Origin of the sequence: Acinetobacter sp. TTH0-4 (genome assembly GCF_015602665.1) — a bacterium.
Taxonomy (GTDB): Bacteria; Pseudomonadota; Gammaproteobacteria; order Pseudomonadales; family Moraxellaceae; genus Acinetobacter; species Acinetobacter albensis.
Genome location: NZ_CP059079.1, coordinates 2605793 through 2623501 on the forward strand (window position 1 = coordinate 2605793; position 17709 = coordinate 2623501).

18 protein-coding genes and 4 tRNA genes are annotated in these 17709 nt (G+C 40.9%); 9 read left to right on the forward strand and 13 right to left on the reverse strand.

The annotated features are described in order from the left end of the window. From H0S58_RS12140 to H0S58_RS12160, 5 genes are read left to right on the forward strand one after another with little or no spacing between them, the layout of a single operon-like run. Nucleotides 1–366, forward strand: coding sequence for a Na+/H+ antiporter subunit C (locus H0S58_RS12140; RefSeq protein WP_053578922.1), 366 nt, complete (start codon nt 1–3; stop codon nt 364–366). Further along, nucleotides 366–2174, forward strand: a complete 1809-nt coding sequence (locus H0S58_RS12145) for a monovalent cation/H+ antiporter subunit D (protein ID WP_195726648.1) — start codon at nt 366–368, stop codon at nt 2172–2174. The genes H0S58_RS12140 and H0S58_RS12145 overlap by 1 nt, the downstream gene beginning before the upstream one ends. A gap of 2 nt (nt 2175–2176) precedes the next feature. After that, nucleotides 2177–2698 (forward strand): Na+/H+ antiporter subunit E, encoded by a 522-nt coding sequence (locus H0S58_RS12150; RefSeq protein ID WP_193889710.1) that lies wholly within the window; start codon nt 2177–2179, stop codon nt 2696–2698. Beyond that, nucleotides 2695–2970 carry a monovalent cation/H+ antiporter subunit F gene (locus tag H0S58_RS12155; RefSeq protein ID WP_092720512.1) on the forward strand — a complete coding sequence of 92 codons (276 nt, stop codon included), beginning with the start codon at nt 2695–2697 and terminating at the stop codon, nt 2968–2970. The genes H0S58_RS12150 and H0S58_RS12155 overlap by 4 nt, the downstream gene beginning before the upstream one ends. 8 nt (nt 2971–2978) lie before the next feature. Further along, nucleotides 2979–3380 (forward strand): Na+/H+ antiporter subunit G, encoded by a 402-nt coding sequence (locus tag H0S58_RS12160; RefSeq protein WP_193889708.1) that lies wholly within the window; start codon nt 2979–2981, stop codon nt 3378–3380. A gap of 105 nt (nt 3381–3485) precedes the next feature. Here the strand turns inward: H0S58_RS12160 and H0S58_RS12165 are convergent, their stop codons facing one another. The 10 genes from H0S58_RS12165 to tpiA form a co-directional block, all read right to left on the reverse strand. After that, the gene (locus H0S58_RS12165) at nt 3486–3893 is read right to left on the reverse strand and encodes a ribosome-binding factor A (protein WP_053578927.1); all 408 of its coding nucleotides are present in this window, start codon (nt 3891–3893) and stop codon (nt 3486–3488) included. Next, nucleotides 3893–6613 (reverse strand): translation initiation factor IF-2, encoded by a 2721-nt coding sequence (infB, locus tag H0S58_RS12170; protein WP_053578928.1) that lies wholly within the window; start codon nt 6611–6613, stop codon nt 3893–3895. Before infB ends, H0S58_RS12165 begins: the two co-directional genes overlap by 1 nt. A 10-nt stretch (nt 6614–6623) precedes the next feature. Beyond that, entirely contained in the window at nt 6624–8108 is a 1485-nt protein-coding gene (gene nusA, locus H0S58_RS12175) for a transcription termination factor NusA (protein ID WP_053578929.1), read from the reverse strand. A 39-nt stretch (nt 8109–8147) separates the two neighbouring features. After that, nucleotides 8148–8672: a ribosome maturation factor RimP gene (gene rimP / locus H0S58_RS12180; protein ID WP_053578930.1), complete on the reverse strand. Its 525-nt coding sequence runs from the start codon at nt 8670–8672 to the stop codon at nt 8148–8150. A 211-nt stretch (nt 8673–8883) separates the two neighbouring features. Further along, nucleotides 8884–8960, reverse strand: a tRNA-Met gene (locus H0S58_RS12185). Nucleotides 8961–9052: 92 nt separating this feature from the next. Then, nucleotides 9053–9129: transfer RNA gene (locus tag H0S58_RS12190), tRNA-Met, on the reverse strand. Between the two features lie 65 nt (nt 9130–9194). Beyond that, a tRNA-Met gene (locus H0S58_RS12195) sits at nt 9195–9271 on the reverse strand. Between the two features lie 46 nt (nt 9272–9317). Further along, nucleotides 9318–9402, reverse strand: a tRNA-Leu gene (locus H0S58_RS12200). A gap of 53 nt (nt 9403–9455) precedes the next feature. Beyond that, nucleotides 9456–9785, reverse strand: coding sequence for a preprotein translocase subunit SecG (gene secG, locus H0S58_RS12205; RefSeq protein ID WP_053578931.1), 330 nt, complete (start codon nt 9783–9785; stop codon nt 9456–9458). Between the two features lie 13 nt (nt 9786–9798). Then, complete coding sequence (gene tpiA / locus H0S58_RS12210) at nt 9799–10590, reverse strand: triose-phosphate isomerase (RefSeq protein WP_193889706.1); 792 nt, start codon at nt 10588–10590, stop codon at nt 9799–9801. 280 nt (nt 10591–10870) lie between these two features. Here tpiA and pilB point away from each other — a divergent pair, with 280 nt between their 5' ends. Genes pilB through coaE form a run of 4 tightly spaced genes read left to right on the forward strand, consistent with a single transcriptional unit; the run spans nt 10871 to nt 15303 of the window. Continuing rightward, nucleotides 10871–12583 carry a type IV-A pilus assembly ATPase PilB gene (pilB, locus tag H0S58_RS12215; protein WP_053578933.1) on the forward strand — a complete coding sequence of 571 codons (1713 nt, stop codon included), beginning with the start codon at nt 10871–10873 and terminating at the stop codon, nt 12581–12583. A 29-nt stretch (nt 12584–12612) separates the two neighbouring features. Further along, nucleotides 12613–13839: a type II secretion system F family protein gene (locus H0S58_RS12220; RefSeq protein WP_195726649.1), complete on the forward strand. Its 1227-nt coding sequence runs from the start codon at nt 12613–12615 to the stop codon at nt 13837–13839. Beyond that, nucleotides 13839–14699 carry a prepilin peptidase gene (locus H0S58_RS12225; protein WP_195726650.1) on the forward strand — a complete coding sequence of 287 codons (861 nt, stop codon included), beginning with the start codon at nt 13839–13841 and terminating at the stop codon, nt 14697–14699. Before H0S58_RS12220 ends, H0S58_RS12225 begins: the two co-directional genes overlap by 1 nt. Before the next feature lie 13 nt (nt 14700–14712). Beyond that, nucleotides 14713–15303 (forward strand): dephospho-CoA kinase, encoded by a 591-nt coding sequence (coaE, locus tag H0S58_RS12230; RefSeq protein ID WP_195726651.1) that lies wholly within the window; start codon nt 14713–14715, stop codon nt 15301–15303. Between the two features lie 16 nt (nt 15304–15319). Here coaE and H0S58_RS12235 read toward each other — a convergent pair whose 3' ends face one another. The 3 genes from H0S58_RS12235 to H0S58_RS12245 form a co-directional block, all read right to left on the reverse strand. Further along, a complete protein-coding gene (locus tag H0S58_RS12235) occupies nt 15320–16240 on the reverse strand; it encodes a DMT family transporter (RefSeq protein ID WP_195726652.1) in 921 nt (306 codons plus the stop codon). A 37-nt stretch (nt 16241–16277) separates the two neighbouring features. After that, nucleotides 16278–17027: a 23S rRNA (guanosine(2251)-2'-O)-methyltransferase RlmB gene (rlmB, locus tag H0S58_RS12240; RefSeq protein ID WP_092720517.1), complete on the reverse strand. Its 750-nt coding sequence runs from the start codon at nt 17025–17027 to the stop codon at nt 16278–16280. Between the two features lie 131 nt (nt 17028–17158). Next, nucleotides 17159–17482, reverse strand: coding sequence for a pyrimidine/purine nucleoside phosphorylase (locus H0S58_RS12245; RefSeq protein WP_053578939.1), 324 nt, complete (start codon nt 17480–17482; stop codon nt 17159–17161). Nucleotides 17483–17709: the final 227 nt, after the last annotated feature.

Below are 17709 nucleotides of genomic sequence, written 5' to 3' on the forward strand. Positions count from 1 at the left end.
ATGATCAGTCTAGAATTTTTACTTGCCTCTGCGATTGGCCTCCTGACTGCCACTGGAATTTATTTAATTTTACGTGCCCGTACTTTTCCCGTGGTCTTGGGTTTGGCTATGATTGGTTATGCCGTAAATTTATTTTTGTTTGCTATGGGACGACTTCAAATAGATGCACCTGCTGTTTTGACCGAAACCACCAAAGTGACCGATCCTCTACCTCAAGCCTTAGTTTTGACTGCGATTGTCATTGGCTTTGCCACCACCGCTTTTATTGTGCAACTGGCTTTACGCAGTCGTTATGAAACGGGGAATGATCATGTCGACTCCAAAGAAGATATTGTGCCAATTGACCCGCGTGAGGATGAGCCTTAATGAATAATATCCTCGAATTTTGGGCGCAACATACTCCAATCTTTAGTATTTTAATTCCTGCAGTTACCGCATTTTTATTGCTGTTATTGGGCAATCCTGGTTCAGGTGCTTTGGCGCAAGATTGGCGTCAGCCTTGGCGTCGCGGAATTAGCTATGTATCCTCACTCTTAGGTTTAAGCACCGCCATTATTTATTTAATATTTGCCAGTAGCGGTCAAATCAGTACGTATAATTTAGGGGAATGGACAGCACCTTTTGGTATTGTGTTGGTTTTAGACCAGCTTTCGGCCCTCATGCTTGTGCTCACTTATGCCTTGGCTACGCCAATATTATGGTTTGCAAGCCGTGACTGGGATGCGCGCGGACGTTACTTCCATGCTATGTTTCATTTTCTACTGATGGGTTTGTGTGGCGCATTTCTGACTGGCGACTTATTTAATCTATTTGTTTTCTTTGAAATTTTATTAATGGCCTCCTATGTTTTACTTTTACATGGTCAGGGTAAGGCGCGTTTTCAACTCGGAATTCATTATGTCACCATTAACTTGGTGGCCTCTGCCCTATTTCTCATTGGGCTGGGAATTATTTATGGCAGTGTCGGTAGTCTAAATATGGTCGACGTTGCTCGTCTAATGCCGATGTTAGAAGCCGATCAGCACAAACTTGCTGTTGCAGGTGGACTGCTACTGTTTGTGGTTTTTGCCATTAAAGCTGCCCTATTACCCGTCGGTTTTTGGCTGCCTAAAACATATGCAGTGGCCACCACCCCGATTGCTGCCATTTTTACCATTATGACCAAAGTCGGTATTTATGCCATTTTACGTATTAATGGAACTGTTTTTGATGATGAGCTCAGTCATAATATTCTGGCCAGCTGGTTGCTACCGTTAGGTTTAATTACGTCAGTTTATGGTGTTATTGGGGCCATCGGATCTGAACGATTACGTCGTTTTGTCGGCTTTATGATGCTGTCCTCAGTCGGTACACTGATTATTGCGATCTCTTTGTTTAATACTTTGGCGTGGGCAGCAGCGCTTTACTATTTAGTCCACAGCACTCTGATTGCAGCAGCCTTTTATTTACTGTGCGGCTGGATTACATCACAACGCGGTAGTTTCAAAGATCATTTCAATGTTGCACCTCAAATGAAGCAGCAAAAACTGGTCTCTTTAATCTTCTTTATGATTGCCTTAATGATGGCGGGCTTACCACCTTTTAGTGGATTTTTAGGCAAAGTTTTTATCTTGCAAGCCACCGCACATTCACCTTACCAACTTATCATTATTGTGGTGTTACTAGTGGTAAGCTTACTCAGTATTATTGCCTTTACCCGAATTGGCTTTATCCTTTTTTGGCGCGCCACCAAACCTGAGGAACGCCCAGAATCGGCTGAGTTCAAGGCATATCAAGCCCTACCCGAGCAAGCACCTGCACGCAATGATAAAACCATCTATTTGTTGTTATTCGCTTTAGTACTGTTTATGGTATTTGCTAGCCCGATTCAACAGTATATGTTTAAAACAGCAGCACAAATCCAAAATAACACCCTGTATGAAACCGCAATTTTAAAACACGATCATCTTCAGCAAATCATCAGTGTACAACCCTATGATCCTGAGAATTTGCCTGAAACAAAATATGGTGGTGAAACACTTGATCCAAATGCAAATTTAATTCCTTACCTCATTCCTCAAAAAACTTTTGAGGGCGGACATATTTCTGAATATAAAATGCGTCAAATTGAGGAACAGCACATCCAAAAACCCCAGGTTTTAGATGATGCCCAACTTAAACCGATGGAGCCTTAACCATGCAGAAACGAGTGTTTTGGGAAAACTGGTTACCGCATCCATTTGTTTCGGTGATTGTCAGTCTAAGTTGGGTCATGTTGGCACATAATCTTGAGGCAACCACCTTATTTATGGCGGTATTACTTGGAATTTTTATTCCTCGATTAATTCAACCATTTATTGCGCGTACACCTGATATTCAATGGATCTTGGCCTTCAAACTATTTTTTGTTGTGCTCTGGGATATTATTATTTGTAATATCAAAGTCGCTCAACTGGTGCTTGGTCCTACCCGTAAACTTCATCCTAAATGGTTTCGTGTGCCTTTAGAGACTGAACATGAACAGGTAAATGTACTTCTCGCATTAATTATTACCACCACACCTGGTACAGTGACTGCGGGAATTGACCAAGATCGCGGTGATATTCTGGTCCATGCCTTAAGTTCAGATGACACAGAGATCGATATTCAAGACATTAAAAATCGTTATGAAAAACCATTGATGACGATTTTTAATGTAGAAAGAGGAGATGATACATGAGCATTTTGCCGTATGCGCTCGGTCTATGTCTGGTCGCAATTACCCTCTCAATGTTTTTATGTTTAATTCGCTTGGTGATGGGACCATCGATTGTTGATCGTCTCTTGGCTTTAGACACACTTTTTCTGAATGCCACCTGTCTCATTATTATTTTAGGAATCTACTGGGCAAGCACTTCATTGTTTGAAGGTGCTTTATTGGTTGCAATGCTCGGCTTTGTTTCTACCGCTGCGCTTGCTCGCTACTTTACCACTGGCCATGTGGTCGATTAGGAGTGAACATGACGCAACTTATAATGGAAATTCTGGTTTCAATTTTCTTGATGATTGGTGCTTTTTTCACGCTGGTCGGTGGAATAGGTATGGTGCGCCTTCCCGATCTTTTTATGCGATTACATGCACCAACCAAAGCCAGCACACTGGGACTGGGCAGTTTTTTAATGGCCGCCATTATTTTTTCAGCTTTTCATGGACGCTTTGGATTTGCTGAAATACTGATTACGCTATTTTCCTTTATTACCGCACCTGTTTCTGCAAATTTGATGGCTCAAGCTGCTTTACATTTACGTTTACGTTCATCGAGTGGTGAAGTACCCGAAGCTTTAGATCGTCCTTTGCCTTGGCAACGTAGTCGTCGTCGTGTTCCTAAATTAAAAAAGAATGCTGCGAATGATATAGACTAATTCAGATTTGATTTTTATTCTGTCTTCGTCATATGACGTTGATTTAAGGTAAAACAAATACAATAAAAAGCCACCCGAAGGTGGCTTTTTATGATCAATAACGCATTATTTTTCATCTGGTGTTGCATCATCAGCAGGAGGTAAATCCTTGACTGCTTCTGCAATTAAACCAAACATATAGTTACCGTATGCATTGGTTTTATCATAATGAAAACGTAAACGCGGTGTAATACGTGTCTTGATACGACGGCTCAATTCATGACGCAAGAAACCAGAGGCCTTGTTCAGCACCTCTAAAGTTTCCTTATTTGCTGCTTCACTTTGATCATCGCCAAGTTCACGTCCCATAATGGTGACGTAAACTTCTGCATAGCCTAAATCTGCGCTGACTTTGACCGCAGAGATGGTCACAAGACCACCTAAGCGTGGATCTTTAAGCTCTTGACGAATCAGTTCAGACAACTCGCGCTGTACTGTATCGCCCATTCGCTTAAGACGTTGACTACCCGCCATTAAAGACTCCGTTTAATCAATTGAACATCATACACTTCGATTTTATCAAGTGCTTTGATGTCTTTATAACCTTTGACTGCAAGACCACATTCCATACCAGCACGAACTTCTTCAACCACTTCTTTATAACGACGAAGTGATTCAAGTTCACCTTGGAATACCACCACATCATCACGTAGAACGCGAATTGGTTTGTTACGGTGTAACATACCTTCAAGTACCATACAGCCTGCAGCTGCACCAAATTTACTTGAGTGGAATACTTCACGGACTTGCGCTACACCCAGAATCGTTTCACGATGTTCAGGTGCCAGTTTACCGCTCATTGCTGCTTTCACATCATCAATTAATTCATAAATGATGCTGTAATAACGAATATCAATCCCATCTGCATCAGATTTTTGACGCGCAGTCGTATCGGCACGTACGTTAAATCCAAGTAGAACAGCTTCTGAAGACTCAGCAAGACTAACATCAGATTCGGTAATTGCACCGACACCTGAGCCAATCACACGTACACGAACTTCATCAGTAGACAAGCTATTCAATGCAACAGTAAGTGCTTCCAAAGTACCACGTACATCAGTCTTAAGAACCACGTTAACGAATGGAACATCTTTCTTGCCCATTGATGACATGATATTTTCAAGACGCATTGCACTTTGACGCTCAAGACGTTGTTCACGTTCACGCGCAATACGCGCATCCGCAACTTCACGGGCTTTTTTCTCGTCATTGACAACAAGAACTTCATCACCCGCCATTGGCGCTTCAGGTAAACCTAAAATTTCTACAGGAATTGAAGGACCTGCTGATTGAATACGTTTTCCATTTTCATCTACCATCGCACGAACACGACCGTAAGAACCACCAGCAAGGACTAAATCACCTACTTTCAATGTACCATTTTGTACAAGAATAGAAGCAACCGCACCACGATCTTTATCGACACGGGCTTCAATCACTACACCTTGTGCTGCACCTTGTTCAGATGCTTTAAGCTCAAGAAGTTCAGATTGAATGAGGATCAGATCAAGAAGTTCATCAATACCTAAACCAGAGTGTGCTGAAACCATTGCAATTGGAACATCACCACCCCATTGTTCAGGAACAATTTGCTTCGTGGTCAATTCATTCAATACACGATCTGGATCAGCAGATTCTTTGTCCATCTTGTTAATTGCAACAATGATTGGTGTACCTGCAGCACGAGCGTGATCAATTGCTTCAGCAGTTTGTGGCATTACACCATCATCTGCTGCTACAACCAGAACGACGATATCAGTCGCTTTGGCACCACGTGAACGCATTGAGGTAAATGCAGCATGCCCTGGCGTATCAAGGAAGGTAATAATACCTTTCTCAGTTTCAACATGGTAAGCACCGATATGTTGGGTAATACCACCTGCCTCGCCCGCTGCCACTTTGGTACGACGAATACGGTCTAGAAGTGATGTTTTACCATGATCAACGTGACCCATAATCGTGACTACTGGCGCACGAGTGGTTTGTTCACCACGCGCTTCTTCAGCAGCAACCAACAAGTTATCTTCAGCTTGCGTATCTGATACTAGAACTGGGTTATGACCCATTTCTTCAACCACCAGTGATGCAACTTCTTGTTCAATCGCTTGGTTTTGCGTGACCAGTTCGCCCATTTTCATAAGCGATTTGATGACTTCACGAACTTTAACCGCCATTTTCGCTGCAAGATCTGCAACAACAATCGTTTCACCAATTTCTACATCATAAACTTGTTTCTTAACAGGTTTTTCAAAACCATGCTTACCAGCCTGACTGGTTTTCAGACCACGTTTAGGTTGCTTGCTGAAACTTTGTTCTTCCTGACCACGACGGCCACCCTTTTTCGGTGCACGTGTACTGGTCGTGTTACCACCACGCTTAATCTCACGGTCTTCTTTGGCAAATGAATCTTCATATGCCTGACCAACAAGACCAGCTGCTAGTGGAGAATCATCAACAACACGAATGGTGGCTGTAGTATCTTCAGAAGTATACTTAGACGCCATTTGACGCATTTGCTCAAGTGTACGCTGCTGCGCTTCTTCAGCTGATTTGCGACGTGCTGCTTCTTCAGCGGCTTTTAATTGTGCAGATTGAGCTTCACGTACTTTCTTTTGTTCTGCTGTCTCAGTCACTTTAACCGCTTGTTTCACAATCGGTTTATTGTTTGACTTACGTTTTACCACGACAGCAGCTTTAGATACTTCTTGCTTGGCCGTTTCTTGCTTGGCTGCTGCACGCATCGCTTCTAAAGCTTGTTTCGCCTTAGACGCGCCTTGCGTATTTACAGCTGCTTCAGCAGATGTATTTTGTGGTGAATTGTCACTCGCTTTAGATTCAGTACGTGACTTGTCAGCTTCCGCTTTTGCTAAAGCTTCTGCTTTAATTTGTTCTGGATCTGGCTTAACAAACGTATGCTTTTTACGCACTTCTACGTTAATTGTTTTTGCCTTACCTGATGTACTGGCTACTTTAGCAGTACTGGTTGTTTTACGTTTCAACGTGATTTTTCCTGCATTCCCATTGTCTTGACCATGAAGTTTCTTCAAATGATTCACAAGGGTATTTTGTTGTTCAGTGGAAATAATATCGTCAGCTTTACGTTGCGGTAAGCCTGCCTCACGAACCTGCTCTAGGAGCTTTTCAACAGGACGTTCTACGCTGAGTGCTAACTCTTGAATTGACTTGTCCGTCATATATTTCCTCCTAGTTAAACCATGATTCGCGCGCTTTCATAATAAGTTGACCTGCTTTTTCAGCACCCAAACCTTCAATATCTTCAATATCGTCAGTGGCTTGGTCGGCCAAATCATCAACTGTTACCACACCGCGAGCTGCAAGCGCATAAGCAATTTCTTGTGTCATCCCTTCCATTGCAACAAGTTCTGCACTTGGATCTTGGATGTTTTCTTGCTGTTTTAAAGCATCTGCCAACGTAATTTCTTTCGCACGGCTTTGCAATAATTCAACAATTTCAGCATCTAACTCAATTTCATCAAATGTTTCAGCTGGAACATAAGCAATCTCTTCAAGTGAAGTAAAGCCCATTTCAACCAAAGCCATAGCCAAATCTTCTTCAATATCAAGACGTGTTACAAACATGTCTAAATACTGCTGAGCTTCGTTTTGTTGACGCGCGTAGAATTCTTCTTCGAGCATCATGTCCAGTTTGTAGCCTGTCAATTCAGATGCCAAACGAACATTTTGACCTTGTGAGCCAATGGCACGTGCCAATTGATCGCTAGCTGCAAAAATAATATCTGCGCTATGAACATCTTCATCAATCACAATGCTTGATACATCAGCAGGTTCTAAAGCACTGGCAATGTACTGTGCTGGATCATCAGACCAAACCACGACATCAATACGTTCACCATTCAACTCTGACTGTACAGCTTGGATACGCGTACCACGCATACCAATACATGCACCGACAGGATCAATACGGTGATCGTTTGTTTTCACAGCAATTTTAGCACGAACACCCGGTTGACGGGCAGCCGCTTTAATCTCGATGATTTCTTCAGAAATTTCAGGAATTTCTTTCTTCATCAAAGCCATTAACATTTCAGGACGAGCACGGGTCAATAACAATTGTGCGCCACGGCCTTCACGATTTACGCTATATAAAATAGCGGTCAAGCGTTGCTTAGGACGAAGAATTTCTTTTGGAATCATTTCTTCACGAGACAGATAAGCTTCAGCATTATCACCTAAGTCAATAATAAAGCCATCTTTGGTTTGCTTTTTCACTTCACCATAAATGAGTTCACCGACTTTAGCTTCATAAGCATCAGCCACTAACGCTCGCTCAGCTTCACGAATTTTTTGTACAATCACTTGTTTCGCAATTTGTGCAGCAATTCGACCAAAATCAATCGATTCTACTTCAAGCTCACGAATATCACCGATTGACCACTGTTCAGGATCTAAATCAGAAATCGCATCTTGACAAGCAGGCATTTCATGATCTTCATCAGCGACCACTTCCCATTGACGGAAAGTACGGTAATCACCAGTTTTACGGTCAATTTCTACACGTAATTCTGCTTCTTCAGCGTGTGTACCTTCGTAAAATTTCTTTTTAGTCGCAGCAACTAAAGCTTGTTCAAGTGCTTCAAAAATTGCATCACGACTTACACCTTTTTCGTTACTAACCGTCTCTACAACGGTAAGAATTTCACGAGCCATAAGTCACCTATTCGTTCAGATTCTTATTTATTGAATGAATTAATCTTGATAGATCAAATTTGATTTGTCGATATTATGACTGTCTATTTCTAGTACATGTTGATTTTCAACTTCAACTTGAATGATCTCATTTTCAAGATCAACAGCAATCAGTTTTGCTTGAAATTTACGACGGTTTTCTACAGCACTAATCAGGCGTAAAGCAATTTGCTTTCCAATATAAGCTGGCATCTGATGAAGTTGGAAAAATGGACGATCCCAACCAGGAGAAGAAACCTCAAGTGAATACTCTCCAGAGATCGGATCATGGACATCAAGCATTGCGCCGACTTGTTGTGTTACTCGAACACAATCTTGTACGCCAATACCTACACCCTCTTCAAGCTCACCCTCTTCATTCATGACAGGTTGCGTGTTGTTTTCACTCGCTTTGTCAATATAGATACGCAATAAAGAACGTTTACCTTGAGGAATAAATTCAATTCCCCAAAGATCTACATTACAAGCTTGCACTGCAGGAGTTATTAAGTCTTGAAGTGCTTGGGTTTTATTTGATAGCTTCATTTACTCTCGTCATTGTTGTGCGATTCAATTGTCGCTGTGACCGGTTCAGACTAACTCAACTATATTAGTAGTGAAACATGACAATTTGACCAATGGATGTCGACACTACACGATAGCCAATAAAAAAGGGCGTAATCGCCCCTGTGTACACAGAAAAACCAAAGTCCACTGTGCAAAAAGGCCCACCATTTTTGTGAGCCTTTTAGAAACTTGGTAGCGGGAGCTGGATTTGAACCAACGACCTTCGGGTTATGAGCCCGACGAGCTACCAGACTGCTCCATCCCGCAACAACGTGCAAAAATTATATACAATTCACTGAACATTTTCAATCAAAAACTGTTCAACGGTTGCTTGATTTGGTTGCACCCAAATCAAAAAGTGGTAGCGGGAGCTGGATTTGAACCAACGACCTTCGGGTTATGAGCCCGACGAGCTACCAGACTGCTCCATCCCGCAACAACATGCAAAAATTAATCATCATTTAATTTAAATGACCTATTTAGTTTGCTTCTAAATAGTATTGGTAGCGGGAGCTGGATTTGAACCAACGACCTTCGGGTTATGAGCCCGACGAGCTACCAGACTGCTCCATCCCGCATCAACAGATTTGCCGCACACACCAACTTATGTTCTGGATTACAAGTTGGTGCGGAAGGGGGGACTTGAACCCCCACGCCCGAAGGCACTACCACCTCAAGGTAGCGTGTCTACCAATTCCACCACCACCGCAGCTGTGTCGCATTCTATTCGCATCAACCTCAAAAAGGAAGAGCTAAATAGAGTTATTCAGCTGTTTTCGGTGCAACTGGTGAAGTTTCAGCCGATTTGCTTGGTGCAGTTGTCGTGGTTTGAACAGATTTTAAACTATAAGCATCCGTCGTTTGTTTTTTGGCAAATACGGCTAAAGACAAGCTTGTAATAAAAAATAAGGCCGTCAACACCGCAGTTAAGCGCGTTAAAAAATTACCTGACCCAGAAGCACCAAATACGGTAGCAGCACCACCACCACCAAATGATGCACCCGCATCTGCACCCTTACCATGTTGTACTAAAATCAATACAATCATTAAAATCGCTAAAATAATATGTACCACCAGCACAAAAGTTTGCATGCTGAACTCCTCTTTATTTTGTATGTGCAAATGCCTGAGCAATTTTGTAAAAAGATTCAGCATTTAAAGATGCACCGCCGACCAGCGCACCATTAATATCTGGACAGGCAGCCAACTCTACTGCATTTTCAGGCTTAACACTACCACCATAAAGGATCGCAATTTGGGCGCCGAACGGAGTAATTTGAGTTAAACCTTCTCGAATTTTAGCATGCATGGCCTGTGCGTCTTCAGGAGACGCCGTTTTACCAGTTCCAATTGCCCAGATAGGCTCATAAGCTATCACTACTTTTTGCCACTGTTCTGCTTGAACTACCGAGGCAATATCACAAATTTGTTGTAAAACCACTTGCTCTGCCTGACCATTTTCACGCTGTTGTAGACTTTCACCTACACAGTAAATTACAGTTAAATCGGCAGCTAATGCATGTTTTACTTTTTGATTGAGTATAGGCGTGTTTTCTGAAAATATTTCACGGCGCTCTGAATGCCCAATCAGAACGAATTTAATTTGTTGGTCTTGAAGCAGTTGTGCACTCACTTCACCAGTATAAGCTCCTGTACCCTCAATAATTGATACATTCTGGGCAACCGTATAAATTACACGTGTTGCACTGGAGAATTCTGCTTGAATAGCACTTAAAGCAAGCATTGTAGGCGCAACACCTAAATAACAATCTTCTTCTTTGATTGGATTATTTCTCAATAATTCTTTTAAACCACTTACTAATTCTCTGGCCTCTGCCTGCATTGGGTTCATTTTCCAATTACCGACAACCCAAGGAGTAACAGCCGAACCCGACATACAGTAACCCATTCAAGACAATTCATTAAACCGCGCATATTCTACACGTAATTTAGTCACAAATAGATAATTTTTCATTGTGCTTTTTTAATCTATTTTATTTTTTATCCTATATGCCTATATTCTGTATAAAAATATTCATGTCTAATTGCGACTGGTTCAAAGTTTTATCTAATATTAAGTAGATGACAACATTTTCTGATATGGTATTTTGATCTAACAAAAGTATAATTCACAGATACCAATTATAAACAAATGAATTGAACAGGCATACTTAAGCATGGCAGCACTACAGAGTTCACCAAAATTTACGGGATTTATTCGACGTTTAGTTGAGGATGAGATCGTTTCTGCTGAAAACATGCAGAATGCAATATTAAGTGCAAAAAAAGCCCATCAAGATATTGTTCCTTATTTAATTGATCAGTTAAAAATACCGGCCTTACAAATTGCAGAAAAAATTTCTCAGGAATTTGGTGAACCGCTATTCGACTTGAGCATTTATGATCCAGCCCAGATTATTCGTGAAGGAATTGATGAGAAAATTATAACCAAACATCGCATTCTTCCGATTTTTAAACGCGGCAATTTACTTTATATCGCCACTAGCAATCCCACCAATATGGATGCCATGGACGCGATTCGTTTTAGCAGTAAAATGAATGTTGAAGCCATTATTGTTGAATACCCAAAATTACAAAAACTCATTGAGCAAAATTTTGCTGAAGCAGATACATTTGAATTTTCAGATGATGATATCGATCTTAATCTTGAACAGGAGGATATCAGCCAAAAAGAGGATGAAGATGATGACCAGAAGGCAGATGAAGCACCGATTGTAAAATATATTAATAAGTTACTGATTGATGCAATTCGTATGGGTGCGTCAGATTTACATTTTGAACCGTATGAAAAAATGTATCGTGTGCGTTATCGTGTGGATGGTGTATTAAGACAGATAGCCAATCCACCGCTGCAACTTGCTACACGGTTGGCTTCGCGTTTAAAAGTCATGTCGCAAATGGATATTTCAGAAAAACGCCTACCTCAAGATGGGCGAATTAAACTTAAACTTTCGAAAAGTAAAGCCATTGATTTTCGTGTGAATTCACTCCCTACTCTATTTGGTGAAAAATTAGTTCTGCGTATTCTCGATCCTTCAAGTGCCATGCTTGGAATTGACGCTTTAGGTTATGAACCAGAGCAAAAAGAATTGTTCATGCAAGCACTAGATAAACCTCAAGGCATGTTATTGATTACAGGACCTACGGGTTCAGGTAAAACGGTATCTCTATATACAGGTTTGAATATTCTGAACCGTGAAGATACCAATATTTCAACTGCCGAAGATCCTGTGGAAATTAACTTGGAAGGGATTAATCAGGTTAATGTAAATGCAAAAGTGGGATTAACATTCTCTGCTGCACTTAAATCTTTCTTGCGACAAGATCCTGATATTGTCATGGTCGGTGAGATTCGAGATTTAGAAACGGCTGAAATTGCAATTAAAGCAGCGCAAACAGGTCATATGGTCATGTCCACATTACATACGAACAGTGCACCTGAAACCTTGACCCGACTTAGAAATATGGGTGTACCTTCCTTCAATATTGCAACCTCGGTAAACTTGGTGATTGCACAGCGTCTAGCTCGACGCTTATGTCCACAATGTAAAGTACCCGCGAATATTCCAGAACCTAGCTTATTAGAAATGGGTTTTACTGAAGCAGACCTCAAACATCCAGATTTCCATGTTTATCAACCAGCAGGCTGCTCAGAATGCCGAGAAGGCTACAAAGGCCGTGTTGGGATTTATGAAGTAATGAAAGTAACACCTGAAATTTCAAAAATTATTATGGAAGATGGCAATGCACTTGAAATTGCTGCTGCATCTTTAAAATCGGGGTTTAATAATTTGCGTCGTTCAGGATTAATGAAAGTCATGCAAGGAATCACGTCACTTCAAGAAGTGAATCGTGTAACAAGTGAATAACGAAAGCATTTAAAAATAAGGATAAATTCATGGCTGTTAAAAAAGCGCAGATGATGCCAATCTTCAGTTATGAAGGGGTAGATCGTAAAGGGGCAAAACTAAAAGGGGAATTACTCGCGCGTAATATGGCACTGGCCAAAGTAACCTTACGCAAACAAGGTATTACCATTAAAACCATTCGAGAAAAAAGAAAAAATATTCTCGAAGGATTAATGAAAAAGAAGGTTTCTACACTCGATATCACTATTTTTACACGCCAACTGGCCACCATGATGAAAGCAGGCGTGCCTCTGGTTCAAAGTTTTGAAATTGTCGCTGAAGGTCTTGAAAATCCCTCCATGCGTGAAGTGGTTCTTGGAATTAAAGGTGAGGTTGAAGGCGGCAACACATTTGCAGGGGCTTTACGCAAATATCCTCAACATTTTGACAATTTATTTTGTTCTTTGGTGGAATCGGGCGAACAGTCCGGTGCCTTAGAAACGATGCTTGATCGTGTAGCCATCTATAAAGAAAAAAGTGAATTACTAAAACAAAAAATTAAAAAAGCCATGAAATATCCAGCAGCAGTTGTCGTGGTTGCGGTCATTGTGACCATTATTTTGATGGTAAAAGTCGTACCTGTATTCCAAGACCTCTTTAGCTCTTTTGGTGCCGATCTACCTGCTTTTACCAAAATGGTGGTCAATATGTCGGAATGGATGCAAAAATATTGGTTTCTTCTGATTATTGCGATCGGCGCCATTATTGCTGGCTTTATGGAAGCTAAAAAACGTAGTAAAAAGTTTCGTGACTTCTTAGATAGGGCTGCTCTTAAAGCACCCATTTTTGGTGATTTGGTCTATAAAGCCATTATCGCGCGTTATAGCCGTACATTAGCCACTACTTTTGCTGCGGGTGTACCACTCATTGATGCCTTAGAATCTACAGCGGGTGCAACCAATAATGTGGTTTATGAAGAAGCCGTGATGAAAATTCGTGATGATGTGGCAACAGGTCAACAATTACAATTTGCTATGCGTGTGACTAATAGATTCCCTTCCATGGCCGTACAAATGGTGGCAATTGGTGAAGAGTCTGGTGCTCTTGATAGTATGCTGGATAAAGTCGCGACTCATTTTGAAAATGAAGTCGATAATGCTGTAGATGGCCTGACTTCTATGATGGAACCTTTAATTATGGCTGTCCTAGGTGTCCTAATCGGTGGCTTGGTCATTGCAATGTATCTTCCAATCTTCCAAATGGGCTCTGTGGTGTAATGCAAGAATTTCTGAATTATCTGATCAATACTCCAACTGCACTTTATTTGATCGTTGGGCTTTTGAGCCTGTGTATTGGTAGCTTTCTGAATGTCGTGATTTATCGTACCCCGAAAATGATGGAACAAGAATGGCGTACCGACTGCCAATTTTTACTTCATCCAGAACAACCCATGATTGATGAGACTAAAATTACTCTCAGCAAACCAAATTCAACTTGCCCAAAGTGTCAAAGTCCCATTCGCTGGTATCAAAATATTCCTGTTATTAGCTGGTTAATACTTCGTGGTCAATGTGGTTCATGCCAAAATCCCATCAGTATTCGTTATCCTTTTATTGAATTATTAACAGCCGTCTGTTCGTTGGTGGTTGTGGCTGTCTTTGGTCCAACCTTACAGATGCTTTTTGGTTTGTTGTTGACATGGATTTTAATCGCCCTCACCTTTATTGATTTTGATACTCAACTTTTACCTGATCGTTATACTTTAACCTTGGCAGCACTGGGCTTAGGAATAAACAGCTATGCGATTTACACTTCTCCAACCGCTGCTATTTGGGGCTATATTATTGGCTTCTTATGTCTTTGGGTTGTGTATTACCTGTTCAAAATCATTACAGGCAAAGAAGGTATGGGTTATGGAGACTTTAAGTTACTAGCTGCGTTAGGTGCATGGATGGGCCCTTTAATGCTGCCATTAATCGTACTGCTTTCTTCTATGGTGGGTGCAATTATTGGCATTATTCTGCTTAAGATCCGTAAAGAGAATCAACCTTTTGCTTTCGGCCCTTATATAGCCATTGCTGGCTGGATTGCCTTTCTCTGGGGTGAACAGATTATGAAAATTTATTTAGGACAATAATTTAGGCATAAATATGACCTTTATCTTGGGTTTGACTGGCGGTATTGGTAGTGGAAAATCAGCTGCCAGCAAATGGTTTGAAAACCAAGGCATTACTGTGGTCGATGCCGATATTGTGGCACGTGAAATTGTTCAAAAAGGACAACCCGCTTTACAAAAAATTCAGCATGCTTTTGGTGATTGGGTAATTCTAGACAATGGTGAACTTGATCGTCAGGCTTTGCGTGCACACATTTTTAAAGATCCAGATGCTCGACGCGTATTAGAAAGTATTACCCATCCCGCAATCCGTCAGTCCATCATTCAACAGTTACACGCTGCAACCAGTCCTTATGTGATTTTGGTTTCACCACTCCTGTTTGAAACCAACCAACACCTATTAACCCAGCATACTTTATTGATTGATGCTTCAGAAGAATTGCAAATTCAGCGCGCGAGTCAACGAGATGGTCAATCGATTGAGCAAATTCGACAGATTATAAAAGCACAAATGCTGAGGCACAAAAAACAAGAATTGGCAGATGATATTGTGCTCAATGATGATCAGCTTGAACATTTATATCAACATTTACAGCCTTTGCATCAAGACTATTTAAAACGGTAAATGTAAAAGATACAGTCTATTTAAGTTGTTCTTTTTGTTGTTTGATTTTTTGTTGCAAGCTATCTTTGTGCATGAACCAACGCCATGGCTGCAACGCCCCCACAGCCATACCGATTAAACCACAAATAATGGCACGGCTTAAAGGCTCATTTAATAAAGGAACGGCAAGAATAGCAGCAATAAACGGTGCCAGCGTAACAATGCTGCCCGTTTTAAAAGCCCCAAGTCTTTTAATTGCTTCTACATATGCCAATGTTGCAATCATCACCACAAAGATTCCATGAAAAATCACTTGCAACACTAAATGTAGAGGTTGTGGTTCAGTTAAATTTTTGGGTAAAAATACCAAATAGATTGGAACATAAATCAGGGCAGACCAAATGGCGACACTGGTCATAGCGTGCCAAGCAGAAAGTTTCCACTGCCGCAGCAATACCGTAAAAATACCCCACCAAATCGCACTGAAGAAAAATAGCATATCTCCAAAACCAAAAGCGATTCCCGTTTCTTGATACATCAAGAAACTCATTATGCCAATTGCAGCAAGCATAATCATCAGACTGATCCAAGTGTGTCGATCAAATGGCTCTTTAAACAGCAGGAATCCAGCAACGGCAGTACACAGAGGAATACAGCCATTTAAGAAAATAGCCGCATGTGCAGCAGGCACATAATGAAATGCAGAGTATGACGTTAGACAATATCCAACGCCGCCAATCATCGCCAAAAGAAAAGGCTGTTTTTTCCATAAAAAAGCAGTGTCTTTTTTATAAATCAAAATGGGCATTAAAATACAGAAGGCTAAGGCAAAACGTAAAGCTGTGATGTCCCAAGCACTAATCCCCCACTGCGCATTCAAACGCGAGGTGACAGTAAATCCTCCCCAAATACACATGGTAATTGCGACAAATACATAACCTTGAGCACGGGGAGACATAGCAAAACTACTTTGGTGTTAAAAAAAATAAATATATTTATACGTTACGCTGACGACACGCTTCATATAAAGCCATACCTGTTGCAACACTCACATTTAAACTTTGCAAATTTCCTGCCATTGGAATAAATACAGTTTGATCACACTGTGACTGAGTAATCGGACGTAAACCAGTATCTTCAGCACCCATCACAATACAAATACCCGTCCCAGTAAAATCAAACTCTTGCACAGGGAGTGCTTTTTCATCCAGCATAGTACCCACTACGCGTACATTAAATTCATCTTTAATATTACCTAAAGTACGAGCCAAATTGGTCACTTGAATAAATTTGACTTTTTCTGCACCACCAGCAGCAATTTTACGTGCTGTTGGGGTTAAGCTCGCAGAGCGATCACGGGATACAATTACCGCTTCGACGCCCATGGCCGCTGCTGTACGAATACAAGCACCCAAATTATGTGGGTCTGTGACTTGATCAAGAGCCAGCAAAAGTGCTTGCGGATTTTGATTGAGTAAATCTTGTAAGTCTTGTTCATTCAACGTCGGATGTGGACGCACAGCAGCAACAACACCTTGATGAAAGGGCTGACCTGCCAATTTTTCTAATTTTTCACGACTGGCTTGCTGCACACTAATCCCAAATGGGTCAGCCAAAGCCAGTACATTTTTCAAACGCTGATCGTCACGACCTTTTAAGGTAAATAATGTCAGTACACGCTCTGGCTCAAGCTCAAGTAATGACTCCACTGAATGAACGCCATAAAAATATTCTGTTTTTGCCATGAACGGCCTCTAAAAAATGTGAGTATGATGCAAAAAAGAAAAATCCTGCAAAGCTAACTTTACAGGATTGATGCTTAAATCTAGTTTAACTGATTCAGACTAAAATTTCTTTGCCTGAATACAGGTGATGCTTATCCTTCTAAGTGACACACATAGTCGAGCACGTCATCGGTCTCAATTCTAAAACGGCTATTGCCTGGTACATAAAAAGATTGGCCGGCACGAAATAATTCACTTTCGGTACTATCTGCAATATGGACGCGACATTCTCCTGAAATAACTTCCATACGTTCAGGCACATGTGTTTCAAAAGTAAGTGCTTGTTCCGTTGGTAAAATTACCCCTAAAGTTTTTTTAGTGCCATCTTCAAATTGAACGGTATGACTAATACATAATCCACCGAAATATACATTCGATTTTTTGATAACAGACACGTGATCAAACTGATTTGACATGCGTATTCTCCAGATAATGCGCATTTATATTTTTTAACGGATGTAGTTTAAAGCCGAGCATTCAACTAATCAATCAATCTTGCATAAACTTAAATGAATATTTAGTGAATATTTGATATTTTTTTTGTAGTCACATTTAAAAAAGAATAATCAGATAAACATTATAAAAGAATGATCTGATACAAGGCTGATGAGTTTTTACACTTGTGTTGAACGGACATTGAATA